Annotated in this window: 17 protein-coding genes and 1 tRNA gene; 10 read left to right on the forward strand and 8 right to left on the reverse strand. The window is 38.9% G+C overall.

The window, feature by feature from the left end; genetic code table 11:
• Positions 1-140: 140 nt before the first annotated feature.
• The 6 genes from F598_RS0105090 to F598_RS0105110 all read right to left on the reverse strand — a co-directional run bounded on the left by F598_RS0105090 (position 141) and on the right by F598_RS0105110 (position 4,549).
• Positions 141-623, reverse strand: coding sequence for a DUF192 domain-containing protein (locus tag F598_RS0105090; RefSeq protein WP_019037944.1), 483 nt, complete (start codon positions 621-623; stop codon positions 141-143).
• Positions 610-1,440 carry a prolipoprotein diacylglyceryl transferase gene (gene lgt, locus F598_RS0105095; RefSeq protein WP_019037945.1) on the reverse strand — a complete coding sequence of 277 codons (831 nt, stop codon included), beginning with the start codon at positions 1,438-1,440 and terminating at the stop codon, positions 610-612. Before lgt ends, F598_RS0105090 begins: the two co-directional genes overlap by 14 nt.
• A 48-nt stretch (positions 1,441-1,488) precedes the next feature.
• Positions 1,489-1,734, reverse strand: a complete 246-nt coding sequence (gene yidD, locus F598_RS15060) for a membrane protein insertion efficiency factor YidD (protein ID WP_083925445.1) — start codon at positions 1,732-1,734, stop codon at positions 1,489-1,491.
• A 2-nt stretch (positions 1,735-1,736) separates the two neighbouring features.
• Positions 1,737-3,230, reverse strand: coding sequence for a cysteine--tRNA ligase (gene cysS / locus F598_RS0105100; RefSeq protein ID WP_019037946.1), 1,494 nt, complete (start codon positions 3,228-3,230; stop codon positions 1,737-1,739).
• Positions 3,231-3,233: 3 nt separating this feature from the next.
• Positions 3,234-3,911, reverse strand: coding sequence for a GTP cyclohydrolase I FolE (gene folE, locus F598_RS0105105; protein WP_019037947.1), 678 nt, complete (start codon positions 3,909-3,911; stop codon positions 3,234-3,236).
• Positions 3,912-4,036: 125 nt separating this feature from the next.
• Positions 4,037-4,549 (reverse strand): adenine phosphoribosyltransferase, encoded by a 513-nt coding sequence (locus F598_RS0105110; RefSeq protein ID WP_026302529.1) that lies wholly within the window; start codon positions 4,547-4,549, stop codon positions 4,037-4,039.
• Between the two features lie 61 nt (positions 4,550-4,610).
• Here F598_RS0105110 and F598_RS0105115 point away from each other — a divergent pair.
• From F598_RS0105115 to F598_RS0105165, 10 genes are all read left to right on the forward strand, one after another.
• Positions 4,611-4,684 (forward strand) — tRNA-Arg (locus tag F598_RS0105115).
• A 902-nt stretch (positions 4,685-5,586) separates the two neighbouring features.
• Positions 5,587-6,150, forward strand: coding sequence for a DUF6515 family protein (locus tag F598_RS14910; RefSeq protein WP_157594961.1), 564 nt, complete (start codon positions 5,587-5,589; stop codon positions 6,148-6,150).
• A gap of 70 nt (positions 6,151-6,220) precedes the next feature.
• Positions 6,221-7,093 carry a hypothetical protein gene (locus F598_RS0105130; RefSeq protein ID WP_019037949.1) on the forward strand — a complete coding sequence of 291 codons (873 nt, stop codon included), beginning with the start codon at positions 6,221-6,223 and terminating at the stop codon, positions 7,091-7,093.
• Between the two features lie 115 nt (positions 7,094-7,208).
• On the forward strand, positions 7,209-9,425 hold the full coding sequence (locus F598_RS0105135) for an SBBP repeat-containing protein (RefSeq protein WP_019037950.1): 2,217 nt from the start codon (positions 7,209-7,211) through the stop codon (positions 9,423-9,425).
• The gene (locus F598_RS0105140) at positions 9,422-9,895 is read left to right on the forward strand and encodes a hypothetical protein (protein WP_019037951.1); all 474 of its coding nucleotides are present in this window, start codon (positions 9,422-9,424) and stop codon (positions 9,893-9,895) included. Before F598_RS0105135 ends, F598_RS0105140 begins: the two co-directional genes overlap by 4 nt.
• Positions 9,896-9,918: 23 nt before the next feature.
• Entirely contained in the window at positions 9,919-11,607 is a 1,689-nt protein-coding gene (locus F598_RS14915; RefSeq protein ID WP_083925446.1) for a DUF1800 domain-containing protein, read from the forward strand.
• 4 nt (positions 11,608-11,611) lie between these two features.
• Positions 11,612-12,892 carry a DUF1501 domain-containing protein gene (locus tag F598_RS0105150; protein ID WP_019037953.1) on the forward strand — a complete coding sequence of 427 codons (1,281 nt, stop codon included), beginning with the start codon at positions 11,612-11,614 and terminating at the stop codon, positions 12,890-12,892.
• 13 nt (positions 12,893-12,905) lie between these two features.
• Positions 12,906-13,448, forward strand: coding sequence for an RNA polymerase sigma factor (locus F598_RS0105155; protein WP_019037954.1), 543 nt, complete (start codon positions 12,906-12,908; stop codon positions 13,446-13,448).
• 34 nt (positions 13,449-13,482) lie between these two features.
• Positions 13,483-14,013, forward strand: a complete 531-nt coding sequence (locus F598_RS0105160) for a hypothetical protein (protein WP_019037955.1) — start codon at positions 13,483-13,485, stop codon at positions 14,011-14,013.
• Between the two features lie 4 nt (positions 14,014-14,017).
• Entirely contained in the window at positions 14,018-14,449 is a 432-nt protein-coding gene (locus tag F598_RS0105165) for a hypothetical protein (protein ID WP_019037956.1), read from the forward strand.
• A gap of 84 nt (positions 14,450-14,533) precedes the next feature.
• Here the strand turns inward: F598_RS0105165 and F598_RS0105170 are convergent, their stop codons facing one another.
• Positions 14,534-15,319 (reverse strand): prohibitin family protein, encoded by a 786-nt coding sequence (locus F598_RS0105170; protein WP_019037957.1) that lies wholly within the window; start codon positions 15,317-15,319, stop codon positions 14,534-14,536.
• A gap of 293 nt (positions 15,320-15,612) precedes the next feature.
• A complete protein-coding gene (locus F598_RS0105175) occupies positions 15,613-16,374 on the reverse strand; it encodes a hypothetical protein (protein ID WP_019037958.1) in 762 nt (253 codons plus the stop codon).
• Positions 16,375-16,392 lie beyond the last annotated feature (18 nt).

The raw sequence follows: 16,392 nt of genomic DNA on the forward strand, positions 1-16,392 counted from the left end.
TATCAACCTGTTAAAGTCTGTTAAGGATCGTAACAAAGGTCGTTTTTTCTCGTTTATATATTAAATATTATGACTTGGATTAGCCTCTGGTACATTAACTTTCAAAATAAGAAAAAGGTATTCGTCTTGAATATCTTTTCTTATTTTAATAAAGCTTTGTCTCCTAATTTTAAGCCTAGCTTTTTTACGACTCCTGAGTTCACCTCAAGAACATACTGAGAAGGAACAGTTGATGAAATCAACGATTCAGATAGAGGAGTGGTATCCAGATTAAAATCAACAATCTTGAAAGACTTATCAAAATAAATGAGATCTAAAGCAATATAAGTGTTCTTCATGTAAAACGAAGGTCTTGGAGCCTCCGCCTCATAAAGAAAGAGCATTCCCTGGTTTTCTTGCATTTCTTTTCTGTGCATTAAACCTGTTTCTTTCTGAAAATTTGATTTTGCTAATTCAATATTGAAAACCTGTTCTAGGGTATCTTCATTTTTTAAAAACTGTAAAAGGGTATCGTTTTTAAATTTATAGTTCTGCGTTAAGTTTAACTGATTTTCTTTTTTAGACTGACAGGCCCATAGGCTAAAAACACAGAATACAATGAAAAATAAATTATGCGGCTTCACGTGGTTGTGCTTTTTTATTTGAAAAGTAAATTATGGCAAAACCAATAATAATCATAGGTAAACTCAGTAGTTGTCCTGTATTAAAAAGCCAGTCGGCACGCTCGGCGACTTGTGGTTCTTTGACGTATTCCACAAAAAATCTTATGGTCCAAAGCAAGGTGAAGAAAATTCCAAAGAGTACGCCTTGCTGATGTTTTACTTTAGTTTTCCAGAAAATTAAAGAGAGCACAGCAAACAAAATCAAATAACATACAGATTCATACAATTGAGCTGGGTGTCTTGGGAAACTTTCCCCAAGCTGAACAAAGACAACACCAAAATCTGAATTAGTGGCTTTTCCAATAATTTCAGAATTCAAAAAATTACCAATTCTGACAAAGGCTCCACCAAAGGCGACTGGCATAGTGATTCGATCTAAAATCCAGAAAATGGATTTCTGTGTCACCTTCTTGCTATAAAAATACATGCCAATGGCAATGCCTATAGCGGCTCCATGGCTAGCCAAGCCTCTAAACCCTGTGAATTCAATTTCAGGTACGAAACTAACAGGAAGAAAAACTGATAAAGGGTCTTCTAAAAACAATTCAGGTTGATAAAAAATAACATGACCTAACCGTGCTCCAACTAGAGTAGAAAAGATAGTGTAGATCAATAATTTATCTAGTTTTTCTAAAGAAACGCCTTCAGCAATAAAAATTCGTTTGGTGATATAAAACCCAGCCCCAAAAGCAATGAGGAACATTAAACTGTAATATCTTATCGTAAAAAAACCTAAATCTATACCTAAGGAAGGATCCCATTGAATGGCTTGGAACATGCTTAATTAATTTGTGGGCTAATATACAGAATATTGAAATGTTGATGCTTATTCCTTATCTTTTTTAGGTGGAGGTACTGGGTCATAACCAGACTTACCCCAGGGGTGGCATTTTGATATTCTCAACACACTCAAATAAAATCCTTTAAGAACGCCATGGGTTTGAATAGCTTCCAATGAATAATGAGAGCAAGTTGGCTGAAACCTACAACTAGGGCCCAGTAACGGAGAAATTATCCATTGGTAAAATTTGATAAGGATGACAAATGGAAAGATCAGCACCTGGCGCCACATGCTTAATTATGGATCTGAAACGTAGTACCTTCTTTGCTGTCTTTAAGCTCCACATTCATTTCTAATAATTTATCTCTTATCTTATCGCTGGTTTCAAAATCTTTATTGAGCCTGGCGTGATTTCTCATGTCGATTAAAAATTGAATTAGCTCTTCATAATCATCTGTATGGCTTGAGGAAGAAGCACTTCCATCAACATTTTCAATCCCCATGACTTCAAAGATAAAGTCATGAAGAGTAGATTCCAATAGATCTATATTTTCCTGAGTTAATGCTAATTTTCCAGATTTTGCCAGATTGATTTGTTTAACAGCTTCGAATAAATGTGCGATGAGTACTGGGCTATTAAAGTCATCATTCATGGCTTCATAACACTTATCTTTCCAAGCAGATACATCGAAATCTGAGGTTTTTGAAGGCTGGATAGTCTTTAAAGTAGAAAGACTATCCATCAGTTTATGATAACCTTTCTCGGCAGCAGACAAAGCTTCGTCAGAAAAGTCCAGTATGCTTCTATAATTGGCCTGAAGCATAAAAAATCGGACAACGGGAGCTTGATAAGCTTTGGATAAGTTTTCATTTTGGCCAGTAAAAAGTTCACGAGGTAAGATATTGTTGCCGGTGCTTTTTGCCATCTTTTTACCATTGAGTGTCAACATATTGGCGTGCATCCAATAATTGACAGGGTCTTCGCCAGTGGAAGCCTGACCCTGAGCAATTTCACATTCGTGGTGAGGGAATTTCAAATCCATTCCGCCTCCATGAATATCAAATTGTTTGCCTAGGTATTTGGTGCTCATCACCGTGCATTCTAAATGCCAGCCAGGGAAGCCGATTCCCCACGGAGATGGCCAGCGCATGATGTGTTGAGGTTCAGCCTTTTTCCAAAGGGCAAAATCCTGAGGGTTTTTCTTTTCAGACTGCCCAGTGAGTTCTCTTGTATTGGAGATAAGATCTTCAATGTTTCTGCCGCTTAGCTTACCATAGTGTTTAGACTCATTGTATTTCATGACATCAAAATAAACATTACCACCGACTTCATAAGCCAAGCCTTTGTCGATAATGGTTTTGATGGTTTCTATCTGTTCTATTATATGGCCGGTTGCTGTAGGTTCAATACTAGGGGGGAGGTTGTTGAACTTTTCCAAAATCTGATGAAAATCAATGCTATATTTCTGCACGACTTCCATCGGTTCAATTTCCATCAACTTTGCCCTTTTCGCAATGCGGTCTTCTCCTTCTTCTCCATCATTTTCAAGATGGCCAGCATCTGTAATATTTCTTACATAGCGGACTTTGTAACCTAAATGCTTAAGGTAACGAAACACCAAGTCAAAAGAAATGAAGGTTCTACAATTACCAAGATGTACATTGCTATAAACGGTTGGCCCGCATACATACATACCAACATAATCTTCGGTAAGTGGTTTAAACTCTTCTTTTTTTCCTGTAATGGAATTGTAAATCTTCAGGGATTGATGCTCGTATAAAGCCATTGATTAAAATTTTGTATCCATTTGGATGTAATTGAGAAGTTCTTTTCTCACATTTTCATTTTTGAATTTTCCACCAAATTCACTGGTTACGGTGCTGCTTTCTATATCGTTGATGCCACGACTATTAACGCATAAATGTTTTGCATCAATAATACAGGCAACATCTTCGGTTTCTAGAGCTTTTTGAAGCTCCTTTACGATTTGCATGTTTAATCGCTCCTGAACCTGTGGGCGTTTTGCATAATAATTGACAATTCTATTCATTTTAGAAAGTCCGATCACCCTTCCGCTGGAAATGTAAGCCACATGAGCTCTACCTACGATGGGTAATAAGTGGTGTTCGCAAGTAGAGTAGACGGTGATGTTTTTTTCAACAAGCATTTCACCGTACTTATAATTATTTTCAAATGTTGAAGCTTTAGGCTTCAGTTGTGGATCCAAACCTCCAAAAATTTCATTCACGTACATTTTGGCAACCCGTTTTGGCGTTCCCATCAAGCTGTCATCGGTCATGTCCATCCCTAAGGTTTGCATGATTTCATGGACATGGCCTTGTATTTTTTTAATCTTATCCTCATTAGGCATATCAAAAGCATCGTCTCTAACCGGATTTTCGTAAGAGGTAGCGACGTGATTATCGCCTATTTCATCTGTTAATTCCTTGTGTTTGTGTTCGCACATTTCTTTAAAATTAGTAACTGCAAAGATAGCTTTTCTTTACTTTTAGACACTCAATCTTCCTTATTTATGGGGAATTCAGCCTTAAATTAACTAAGCTTTTGTATTTATTCTGAATTTGATTTAGATTAGTAATGAATCAAAGAGTTTACTTTATCAGCTGGTAATTTATCCCTTCCTTTTAAAAAATCGAGTTCTATGATAAAATTGAGTTGAACCAACTGACCTTCGAGTTGCTCTACCAATTGACAAGCTGCTGATGCTGTCCCTCCGGTGGCTAGTAAATCATCATGAATAACGATTCGATCCCCTTTTTGTATAGCATCCCTATGGATTTCTATAGTATCACTACCATATTCCAGGTCATAGGATTGAGATAATGTTTCGGATGGCAGTTTACCAGGTTTTCTAATGGGGATAAAACCTACACCAAGGGCTTTCGCTAGAAGCATTCCAAACATAAAGCCTCTGGACTCTATACCCACGACTTTATCGATCTGTTTTCCTTGCAAACCCTCAACCAATTGAGATACTGCATAGGTGCAGGCTTTGTGATCCATCAGTAAAGGGGTGATATCTTTATAGGAGATACCTGACTTTGGAAAATTTTCGATAGACCTGATGTAATTGGAAAGTTGCATGATAATTATGATTTTATGTTTGGTAAAAGTATAAAAAGAAATATATTTGCAGTCCAAAATCGGCCTCGTGGCGCAACTGAATAGCGCATCTGATTACGGCTCAGAAGGTTGCAGGTTTGAATCCTGCCGAGGTCACGAATAAATGCAAAACATAAAAAAAGGACACGAGCTGATTCGATGTCCTTTTTTTATGTTTTGTATTTTCAAAGCGGAGCTTTGTCAGGATGCGCGAAGCGACTCCTGCTTCGGGAGTTCTGTCGAACCCTTCGGACCCATTGTTTATTTGTATAGTGCATTTTCAAAGCAGAGCTTTGTCAGGATGCGCTTAGCGACTTCTGCTTTAAGAAACTATAATCTTAAGTTGGATTATACTATTTAGCTACTTATCATTTAAAAGTATTGTATTGCATTTATTTTGAAGTTTTTAAGCATAAAGCAATTACCTAAACTAAAAATTATGAAAAATGACCACGACATTTTTGTGATGTATGATGAGAGTGTTATCAACTACAGCCAGTTCCAGCTCAATTTTTCGTTGGGTATAAGTTATAAACAGTTCTATCCGGTTTGGTTCCATGAACAGGGGGAATCACACCACTCAACACTTCGACCTATTACAACGACCGCACGGATGATATAGATACTGTTAGCCTTGACCCTGCGCCAACGTTTGGGGCGTCATTGTACATCAGTGTTGACCCGAACGATTATGTAAATAAAAACTGAGATGAAGAAAAACTTCCAGAAAAAGAACAGAAAAGACTGGGACAAACCTATGGCGATTGGGCACTAATAACAGGCGCATCGTCTGGAATAGGATTGGAAATTGCTGGGTGTTTTGCATGCTTTGTTTTTAATCCACTGAGCACTCAATTCTTAAAATCAAAATCTACTCTTTATAAGCTTGGTGCATTTATAGTATCAGCCAGCTTTTTATCATTTAGCTCAACTTAGCTCTCATATTTAAGGCATTTTATTAAAATAAAACCTAAACCTTTTCATTGGCATTATGTTCTAACCGTAAAACTTAATGTCAAATGATGTACAAATCTTATTTCTTCTTACTATTAATCTTATTGGCTTCAATCAATACCGCAGAAGCTCAAAAACGCGATAGGCGATTTCGTGGAAAGCCAGTTGTGGTTGTGAAACCTAGACCAGGCTTGCGTCCTGCCAGGGTCGTGGTTACACCTAGACCGAGAACGTTGAGTCGTCTGCCCAACACTGCAAGGCGCATTGTTTTTAGAAATACCACCTACCACGTTGTAAACGGCGTGTATTACGTTCCTAGACGCGGAAACTTCGTACGCATAGTTCCAAGACCTGGTTTGAGAGTAGCTACTCTTCCCGCAAGCGTGTTTAGGTTTACACTTAGAGGTACTGCTATGATTTATTTCCAGGGTGTTTATTACCGAACTGTAGAGAATGGTTATGAAGTTATCGCACCACCTTTAGGGGCAACGATACCTGAATTACCTGATGATGCAGAAATGGTTGAAATAGATGGACGCATTTATTACGAACATAACAAGGCTTTGTACCAACTCATTCAGACCCCAGAAGGAGATGCTTATGAGGTCATCGGGCAACTTGATGAGTAGAACTAATGAATCCTACCTAAACCTTTTGATAAACTCATAGCTCTAACAATTAAACATTAAAACTTAACTTATGAACACTTTAAAGAAAATCACATTAGTAGATGCCACTAAAATTAGCTTTTTAGCTTTTATACTGAGTTTTTTAATGGCTTGCGAAAGTGATACTGAAACTAATTTAGAAACAGAATCCAACCTTGAAGAACTGATTATTTCGGCAGAAGATGATGCCAAAGCTACCGAAGAATTTTCTAGCATTACTGAATTTGCCTTAGATGAAGTTGCTTCCTTAGAAGCTTCTGGGAAAAATGATCTGGAAGCGTCTGAAAATCTTCCATCCTGTGCTAGTTTAGTTTTTGATGATACCACCAACACTTTAATTATCGATTTTGGAACAGATAACTGTGTAGGCAATGATGGTTTGGTAAGAACTGGAAAAATTTTGATTACTCGTAATGGGCGGTTAATAGAATCTGGATCAACTTTAGATGTAGAACTGGAAAACTACAGTGTTGAAGGTCTTGAGATTGAAGGAACTAAGCGTATTACGAATCAAACGGAATCTCAGGGAATGCAGCGTTTCAATGTAAAGGTCAATAATGCTTCACTCACCGATTTGGAAGGTCGTGTACGTACCTGGAGCTCAGATTACACCGTAACCCGTATCGCCGGAGCAGATACGCTAAGACCTTATGATAATGTTTATGAAACTTTTGGTAGCTCTAGTGGGGTGAACAGAAACGGTAAGGCCTTTACGAGAACGATCACCGAGCCTTTAGTTAAAGATAGGCGACTTGGCTGTTTGCGTAATTATGTTGCTGGAGAACTTCAGTATGAATCAGAAGGTCTTACTGGACCTGTAGTTCTCAATTTTGGAGACGGGGAATGCGATCGTAAAGCTACACTTAGCTTTAATGGTATTACTCGTGAAATCTTTCTAAGGTAAGACTTTATAATCGGTTTTGGTTAGTCAAGTGAACCCGTACATTGTATTGTTTGTCAATTAAAGGTGTACGGGTTCTACAATTAACGATATTAACATGCTATACGATATTTAAAATATGAAATCCCCTAACACTTTGATGATTACACTATTGTTGTTTTGCATCACCTCACAGGCCCAAACGACTCAGGATTTAATCAACGCGGCTCAACAATTTCCTGCGATGCCTCGAGAGACCGCCGATATGATTCCGTTTGTAAATGGACTGCCCACCTTTGGATCTGGCACTCCATTCAATGATTTGGAATATACCATCATGGATTTTGATTACATCGATGGTGAAAATGGTGGTGGTGATGTTTTTATGCCAGTTGACCCTTCCCGACCTAGTCCTGGAAGTAATCGTGTAAAATACATTCGGTCTGTCCTAAACACAGACTTAAACGAAAATTACAGCACAGCGGACCGAGACCGAATAATCCTGGGTACCGCAGAAATAGTTGTTCCATTTTTCTCTCGTGGCGCAGATGGTCTGGACAACGACTATGCAGTTATCCAACATTTTGATTATAATTTTGGAAACATTCAACTACGGGGTCAAGAAAGCGACTATGACCTGCTTTATGCAACCCAGGCAGATGGTGTCGCTACAGAGGGCTATTATCTGTTTTACACCGCAGATTTTGCGAGTACCAACCAGGTAGATTTAATTGCCTTTATTTATCCCTGCGATGATTTGCAACCGCCCGTAAGTGGTAATCCTCCTCAAAATCAGACAGCATTGTGCAATAATTCACAAATCCTCGATCTTGATAATTCTATACATTTCAGCTTTGCAAAACCTATCGACCCAAACATATCATTTCCTTATGGCGTAGTGCAATACGGAGGTTCTGGAAAAGATGTAATAGGAGGTCTAACGGCAGATGACAATGGGAATATTTATTTAATGGGCTCTACAGATAGTGACTTATCAAGCATCGGCAACAACGGTAACGAAATTTTTATTTCCAAAATTGACCCAAATGGTAATACACTATGGATTAATGAATTGCCTTTGCCTGATGGTTCTTTGCTATTTGATGCGGTAACAGATGCAAACTTTGTATATGTATGCGGTCGCACGTTGGGGGCTATTCCCAGCGCAAGCAATGCAGGACGATGGGATGGTATTATTCTGAAAATAGACATTAATACTGGCGAGCTGGTCGCTAGCAACCAATGGGGAAATCCAGGAATAGATGGATACGGTAATATTGTTCTAGATAACCAAGGAGGTTTGTATGTTTCAGGCCAAGGCTCGCCCGCAGGTCAAAGCGGTACAGATGACTCTTATTTGGTAGCAAAACACAATACCAATGACCTTTCCAATAGCTGGCGAGTTATTCAACCAACCGTGGCAACAGGATTTTCGGCAAGTGCTGAAGCCTGGGGTGGTCTGTATTTTAAAGCAGGAAGCACACCCGAACAAGATAGACTAATAGTAGCTGGTTGGTACATTGCGCAAGGCGGAGCTAACTGCTTTATTTCTATATATGATAATTTGTACGCACCCCAGCCGAGTCGTCCTCATTCTATCGTTTTCGATTCGCCTGGGGCTGAAGCTGACTGGGTTATGGATAATGTAGTGGATAGCCAAGGGAATATTTATGTGGCTGGTTTTACATCCGGAAATCTGGGCGGTCCTCATCAAGGCGAAGGTGACGCTTATGTGAGGAAGTACTCACCTACATTAACAAATCCACAAACCTTTCAGTTCGGAACACCCAAAAGTGATATGGTACGCAAGATGGAAATTGATAACGAAGATAATCTCTATTTAGCTGGCTACACCTATGGTAACCTCTTTGGCAACAACGCCGATGAGAGCGGTAAAACTGGAGATATTTTCGCTTTAAAATTAGATTCTGACTTTAATATTTTAGCTTCAGGTCAGTTTGGAACTCCTCATGAAGAACGGACTTATGCGGCTTTGAGCAACGACTTTTTATATTTGGGTGGAATGACAGAAGGAAATATGACGGGTCAGAACCTTGGTAGTTTCGATGCCTATGCTCTAGCACTTAGCGCAGAGGATCTGTCTGTTCCAACCTTAGGTATATCAGAAGAAGTTTTGAACATCATTAAATTATATCCGAATCCTGCTCAGCAATTCGTAAAATTATCTGGGGCTGAAGGCTTATTGGACTATACAATTTTTGACTTAAATGGAAACAAACTTCAATTAGGTCCATATCAAGAGAAAATTAGAATAGATCACCTACAAGCTGGACTTTATTTAATTCAAATACAGAGTTTAAAGCAAAAGGAAACACTCAAACTGATAAAATTATGATAACATTTCTCAGAAAATCTAAGATGTCTTTAGATAAGCAAAACCTTAAAAGACTTATTTTATTAATTTTTATTTCAAGCTTGTTTACAATATTATCCCCTGGCTGCTCATCTTCTCAAGAACCAGCTCAAGAACCGATTGGTAACCAAGGAAAAAGCGAAAAAATAGACCAGCGTAAAGCAGAACGCCAACAGTTATTGGCAGACCTTAATTTAACACAAGAGCATGAGCTTGAGGTTGAGACTATTCTAAAAGACAGCCAAGAGCAACTTCAAGCCTTACGGAACAGTGGTGGTGACAGAAGAATTAAGTTTCAGCAGATGCGTGAAATAGGTCAAGGAACAGACCAAAAGTTAAAAACTATTCTTGATGATGGACAGTACAAGATCTATGAGAACTTCAAAGAAAAGCAGAAAGAACAAATGAGGCAACAAATGGGCAATCGCCGTGGCGGTCGAACTAATCCTTGATACTAAAATGTAAACCTGATAAAATGAGTCGTTTTTTTTACATACCAATCCTTGTAACGCTATTGTCTTGCTCATCTTCTTCTGATTTGAGCAAGACACAGGTCATCAGCAAGCAGGTGGAGTTTGTGAGCATAAGTGCACCTTATGACGAAAACGGCTGGACAGAAGAAGAGGCTATTGATTACCTCATTGATAAATTCACTTATGGCTATACCGATTCCTTGTATAATGAAATGAAAGCAAAAGGGGTAGATACTTGGCTTACGGGTCAATTCAATCCAACCCCTGTTCCACAATTCAATAAGAGACTTATAGAAAGGTATCCGGTGCTTGCATTGGACGTCAAGGAAATCGGGGAGACCTACCCAGGACTTGTAGTTACCTTATATAGTATAGGTCTCAATAGTAGGATGGGTGGCGAAAAGGCAAACTTACGTGGGAATATCAATTTTAATGAAATGTTTGGCACCACCCTGCGCAATGTGCAAGCCGTGAGTCGCAAATGGTTCTATGAAATGGAAGGTGGCGAGGCTTTGCGGGAGCCGATGAAGGATTTGGGTATTGGCAACTTTATGGAGCTAATGTATCAGCTTCAGGCACAAAAACTCTACCGTGCCGTGTATTCACCCAATCAAGTGGAAGAAAAAATGACCGATTTCTGGTTCAACCATTTTAATGTCAGCATTACAAGAATTAATGATGTGGCTACTAATGTGTTGAGTTATGAACGGGATGCCATTAGACCCTATGTTTTTGGGCAATTCAACGATATGCTCAAAGCGACGGCGACACATCCGGCAATGTTGACTTATTTGGACAATACCAATAGCGAGGCGCCAGAAGATGCTAAGACCTTAGTGCCTTATGAACCTCGACAATTTCGAATTGAACAAAATAATGTGCGTAGCATCAATGAAAATTATGCAAGAGAATTATTAGAATTGCACACATTGGGCGTAGACGGCGGTTACACCCAAAAGGATGTAGAAGAAGTAGCGAGAATCTTAACGGGATGGAAAACAAGTCCGCTTATCTATCCCGCACCGCCATTTATCAAAAAACGAATAGAGAATAAAATAGTAAGTGATGGTAGGTCGGTAGCTAAAGACGGGTTTTATTTTAATGCCGGTGCCCACGATGCGGGAAGCAAAACCGTACTGGGAAAAGAATATCCTGCAGACCGAGGTGTTGAGGAAGGTTATGACTTGTTGGAACAACTCTCTAACCACCCATCGACAGCGAGATTCATTTCAAGCAAAATAGCCACTTACTTTGTAAACGACAATCCAAGTAAAACACTTGTTGACAGAATGGCATCAAGGTTTTGGGAAAGTGATGGCAACATCAAACAATTGATGAAAACAATGGTGGAAAGTCCAGAGTTTTGGGATAAGGCAAACATAAAATCCAAAGCCAAATCACCTTTTGAATTTGTGGTAAACACACTTCGCAGTAGCAATGCAAGACTCAAAGATGAAGCAGAGGTACTGCTATGGTGCAATCGTATGGGACAACCTTTGTTTTCTTATCAGCCACCCACAGGTTACCCAACTGAAGCCACCTTCTGGTTAAATGAGGCCGCCATCGTTCAACGTATCAAATTCAGTTATTTATTGGATAAAAACCAAATTTCTGGGGTGATGATACCCATCAACAATAAACGTATAAAAATTGCTGAAGCTTTTGTTTCCCCAGCATTTCAAAAACGATAATGCTATGTGTCATGATACTTTAAAGCACAACAACTGGAGTCGCCGTGGATTTTTAAAAGGTAGCGGTATGGCACTATTTGGGCTCACACTGGGAGGTTTACCAAGCTTTGTGGCCCGTGCAGCAGAACAAGTCAAGGAGCAACCCCTTTTCAAGCGTAAAAAAACATTGGTGACGATATTCCAACGTGGTGCTATGGATGGTTTGGCAGCTGTACAGCCTTTGGGGAATTCTTTCTTACAGACCTCAAGACCGGACATTTACTTTCCTTATTCTGGGAATGGCGAGAAAATAATAGCCCTAAATGATGATTATGGGTTAAACCCCTATTTGGAACCACTCAAAAAACTATGGGATGATGGCCAAATGAATATTGTACATGGAATGGGAATTCCTTTAGAAAATCGTTCCCATTTCGATATGCAGGATTTTATGGAAAGTGGTACCCCAGGCAAAAAAGCCACCAAAACAGGATGGCTCAACCGGGCGATGCAAACCGATTTGAAGAATAATGACACATCACCGTTTAGGGCGGTGGCCATGTCACCCACACGACCACGTATTCTTTATGGAGAACAGAGCTCAATTACAGTAGAGAAATTAGAGGACTTACGCTTTTCCACGACGGCGGACAAGCGCGAAAGCGTTATAACAGATGAAGAACTTAATGGAATTGGCCAGAAATATAGCCAAGTAAGGGACGAGCGTTTAAAAAATGCTGGTAAGAACGGACTTGAAGCTATAAAAATTTTGAAGCGTATCGAGCTTAAAACAGATGCAACTGTTGCCTATCCAAAAAGTACATTAGGAAACAGCTTACGGCAAATAGCACAACTCATCAAGGCAGGTGTGGGACTGGAAATTGCTTTTGCCGAAAGTACGGGATGGGATACACATAGCCGTCAAGCCACAAGGTTGGGCGGTTTTGCCAGACAAGCGAGAGACTTGTCGGCATCTATTGCTGCGTTCTGGGAGGACATTTCTAACTATAAGGATGACGTAGTTGTTGTCACTATGACAGAGTTTGGCCGTACCACACGGCAAAATGGCTCAACTGGAACGGACCACGGTCGGGGTTCTTGCCAATTTATAATTGGTAATGAAGTGGCTTCGAACCAGATATTTCATAAATTAGATACTATTAATGAAGAAACTTGCGATAGGGAATTGCCCGTAACCACAGATTTTAGGGACGTGATGAGTACGGTCTTGTCCCACCACTTAGGTTTAGATAATAATAGTATTTTCCCAAACTGGCGAAGCACTCAACTACCAATCTTTGCATAAGCATTGCAAATCTATGGAGGAAAACGAACTCATCGAAAAACTCAAAAGAAAATCTACGCAGCAAGAAGCGTTCAGGTTTCTAATTCGGCGATACAAAAGACCATTATATGCATTAGTTCGTAAGGTCTGTATTGATCATCAGGACACCGATGAGGTTGTTCAGCTCACTTTCATCAAAGCCTTTAAATATATCGATGGATTTAAAGGCAATAGCAAGATTTACACCTGGTTGTACACCATAGCCAGGCGAGAGGCGGTTCATTTTATGAAGCGGAAGGCCGAGCGCCTCCACACAACCGTAGATGCTTTAAGTATCCAGGCCATGGCGGAGCTTAAGGCTGGAAGCGACTATTATTCTGGCGATGAAATTCAGCTAAAACTACAAAAGGCTGTTTCAGAATTACCAACCAAACAACGCGAGGTATTCAACATGAAATATTTTGATCATTTAAAGTATAGTGAAATTGCAGAAATAACAGGGACTACGGAAGGCGGACTTAAAGCCAATTACCATTTAGCCGTGAAACAATTAAAAGAAAAACTGATGCAAGCCTAAACTTTTTTGCCTAAAAACACTCTAATCTATAGATATGAAACCTAAACACGACATACGGCCTCATTTTGAAGATGAAAACATTCCAGATGGGTTTCATGCACCAGAATCCTATTTTTACAACCTGGAGGCAGAGCTTTATGAACATTTAGATCTGGAGGAAACTCTTCTCGATGTGAAAGAGGATGGAATGTGTCCTAAAGCGAATTACTTTGACCAACTTGAAGCAGAAGTCATTCAAAAGATAGAGCCCACCTCAAGAGCAAAAGTAGAACCACTGTTCTCTGTTTCGAAGCATTGGACGCTAGCTGCTTGTTTTCTAGCACTTTTGGGACTATTTGCTTTATGGCAGAACTTTCAAGTCCAACAAACTGACGGAAGAAGCATGGCGCAACAATACGACGAACTATCGGAACCTTATGTCCAGGAGAATTTGTATTTTTTATCGGATGAAGATTTAGAATATATTTTGGAGACGGATTCCCAAGATAATTTAGACGATCTAGACCTAAACCCAACCGATCTGGAATTGTATTTAATGATCAATGAAGCCTATAATTTAAAATAAGATAATGAAGAATTTTATATGGAGTATAGCGATTTTATGTGGATTTATCTGGCAAGCTAGTGCCCAAACCACAGGGGAAAGAATAAAACAATTAAAAACTGCCTTCATCACCCAAGAGTTGAGCTTAACCACTAAAGAAGCACAGGAATTCTGGCCTATCTACGATCAGTATTACGAAGCACTAGAGCAGTACCGAAAGCAGCAGCTGGTGGATATGTTACTAGGAGGAGAGCAGAGAAATGAAGCCCTAACAGAAGAAGAGGCTAGGAAAATTGTTGCCGATTACAAAAACACTGAAACTGCTATCTACCAGGCTGAAATGGATCTTATTAAAAACCTTAGACAAGTCATTTCTGAGGTAAAAATTGCTCGATTGCTCATTGCAGAAAAGGAATTTAATAAGCGGATGCTACAACGTTACCGAAGACGAAAGTAATGATCAAACAGATCTCAACAGAGTGTAGTTATTAAATTAAGAACTGCGACGTGAGCTAAAATCCAAACGCCGCAGTTATATTTTTTACTCTTCATTAGCATCAATCAACATTGGGGTTTTACCATCGGTGATGATAATTTTGGTGTTGGGCGACTGAGAAAGCTTCATAAAGGCCTCAATACTTCTGGTTTTGATGATTTTGTCAGTTAGACCCTGAGCCAAGATCATTTGAGCATCACGCTCTCCTTTCGCATTGATGATTTTTCGCTCAGCTTCCAGTTTTTCTTGTTGGAGAACAAATTCCATTCGCATGGCATCCTGTTCAGCTTGTAATTTACGTTCAATAGAACTGGCTAAACCAACCGGTAACTGAATGCTTTTCATCAAGACAGCAACTAGTTGGATTCCGTCTGCTTGGGTTTTTAAGATTTCATCCATCTGTTCTTTAATCTGGGCTTCAATTTTTGCTCGCATGCCAGAATGCATGTCCTTGGCATAAAACTGAGCGCATATGTCTGAAGAAGCAGACCTGAATACACTGGTGATAATCGACTCATATTCTTGACCTAAGTTGATCAACACCGACGGAATTTTGTCTTGCTCCAAACGGTATAAAATGGAGATTTCAGAATTCACACTTAAGCCTTCTTTACTGGGTAAGCTCAAAAACAGCTTGATGTTTTTAGTCTGAGTGGATTCTTTAATCACTTTACTGGTAAAAGGGTTGTAAAGAACAGTTCCTTGAGTAATCACTTTATCGGAGAGTTCTCCCAGGTTTTGCCTAACTCCAGCTTCACCTGGCCTTATCACGGCGCAGCTACTTAAGAAGGTAGCGGCTAATACGATGCAAAAAAATGTTGTTGTTTTCATGATATGTGTTTTTTAAAAAACAACATCAATCTGCATACCAAATTTATGGAATATTTAAAAATTATGGTTTATTTGTAGAATATTATAGGATAATCAGGTATATAATAAAAATATTAATAGTATACATAAGTTTATCTTATGAATAATTCAAAATTAATTGGGTGTTTTTTATTGTGATGAGAGGCTAATCGAACCGAATGCTATTCTGAACCTTTACGCTTTTTAGTTCTTAAGACACTAACACATATTTCAATTTAAAAGAGTTCAAAAACGGAACATCATGACTGGAACTCCTATTCATAGTACTCAAACCTTAGGGTCAATTCTCCATCAGACCTCGAGGTAGGGTAATCCTCATCATCGTAAGTATAGGTGTAATTTTTTGTATAAATTATAGTATTGGTAGAGAGATCGGTTTTAGTTTCTGAGGTCACATTATTAACAAAAGAGAAAAAATCATCAATAAAAAGTAGTTGTGGATTAACATGAAGAAACGGACTTTTCTTATCGTCGTAAGAGAACGTCAGTTTTTCATCATTGGTTCCGGAATCAACGTAATCAATTGTTTTAGTACTTGCATTATTGTTGGAGTCGTATTCAAACCTAATTTCTTCAGAAAAGCTATTTTGACCAAACCCAATATACCTAATACTTGAGATCAGGTTGTCTGTAAAGGTGTAAAGATAACGTTCATCCAAAGTAGTAGTATTGTAATAATCATCTCTTCCAATTAAGATTCCATTTTCATAATTGTACTTTTCAATACTTCCATCAAAAGTTCCATTAGCGTCTAAAAACTCGGCTCTATCAATTTTTCCATTAGTGTAGTAAAACTGTTTAATAAAATCTACGCCAGTTCCCTCGCTTTGCAGTCTGTCAAGTGTTCCATCAGAATTATAGAAAAACTCTAATGTATAGCTTCCATCTCCTTCAAATATTAATTTTTTGAGTAGTTTATCGGTGTTTTCTGTTGAGGGTTGGATTTCATTATCATCGGAGCAGGCTACCAACAGGGGGGCTAATAAAGCTATGTAGAGAAGTCTTGAATGTTTCATAGGTGTTGGATTTATTTT

Source organism: Psychroflexus tropicus DSM 15496 (assembly GCF_000378765.1).
GTDB classification, from domain to species: Bacteria; Bacteroidota; Bacteroidia; order Flavobacteriales; family Flavobacteriaceae; genus Psychroflexus; species Psychroflexus tropicus.

Excerpts from the sequence above, each read along its gene's own strand:
- F598_RS0105165 (WP_019037956.1), top strand. The coding sequence starts at position 14,018 with ATGAAGAATTTTATATGGAGTATAGCGATTTTATGTGGATTTATCTGG.
- F598_RS14915 (WP_083925446.1), top strand. The coding sequence starts at position 9,919 with ATGAGTCGTTTTTTTTACATACCAATCCTTGTAACGCTATTGTCTTGC.
- yidD (WP_083925445.1), bottom strand. The coding sequence starts at position 1,734 with ATGTGGCGCCAGGTGCTGATCTTTCCATTTGTCATCCTTATCAAATTT.
- F598_RS0105155 (WP_019037954.1), top strand. The coding sequence starts at position 12,906 with ATGGAGGAAAACGAACTCATCGAAAAACTCAAAAGAAAATCTACGCAG.
- F598_RS0105130 (WP_019037949.1), top strand. The coding sequence starts at position 6,221 with ATGAACACTTTAAAGAAAATCACATTAGTAGATGCCACTAAAATTAGC.
- F598_RS0105160 (WP_019037955.1), top strand. The coding sequence starts at position 13,483 with ATGAAACCTAAACACGACATACGGCCTCATTTTGAAGATGAAAACATT.
- F598_RS14910 (WP_157594961.1), top strand. The coding sequence starts at position 5,587 with ATGATGTACAAATCTTATTTCTTCTTACTATTAATCTTATTGGCTTCA.
- F598_RS0105175 (WP_019037958.1), bottom strand. The coding sequence starts at position 16,374 with ATGAAACATTCAAGACTTCTCTACATAGCTTTATTAGCCCCCCTGTTG.
- folE (WP_019037947.1), bottom strand. The coding sequence starts at position 3,911 with ATGTGCGAACACAAACACAAGGAATTAACAGATGAAATAGGCGATAAT.
- F598_RS0105140 (WP_019037951.1), top strand. The coding sequence starts at position 9,422 with ATGATAACATTTCTCAGAAAATCTAAGATGTCTTTAGATAAGCAAAAC.
- F598_RS0105150 (WP_019037953.1), top strand. The coding sequence starts at position 11,612 with ATGTGTCATGATACTTTAAAGCACAACAACTGGAGTCGCCGTGGATTT.
- lgt (WP_019037945.1), bottom strand. The coding sequence starts at position 1,440 with ATGTTCCAAGCCATTCAATGGGATCCTTCCTTAGGTATAGATTTAGGT.
- cysS (WP_019037946.1), bottom strand. The coding sequence starts at position 3,230 with ATGGCTTTATACGAGCATCAATCCCTGAAGATTTACAATTCCATTACA.
- F598_RS0105110 (WP_026302529.1), bottom strand. The coding sequence starts at position 4,549 with ATGCAACTTTCCAATTACATCAGGTCTATCGAAAATTTTCCAAAGTCA.
- F598_RS0105135 (WP_019037950.1), top strand. The coding sequence starts at position 7,209 with ATGAAATCCCCTAACACTTTGATGATTACACTATTGTTGTTTTGCATC.
- F598_RS0105170 (WP_019037957.1), bottom strand. The coding sequence starts at position 15,319 with ATGAAAACAACAACATTTTTTTGCATCGTATTAGCCGCTACCTTCTTA.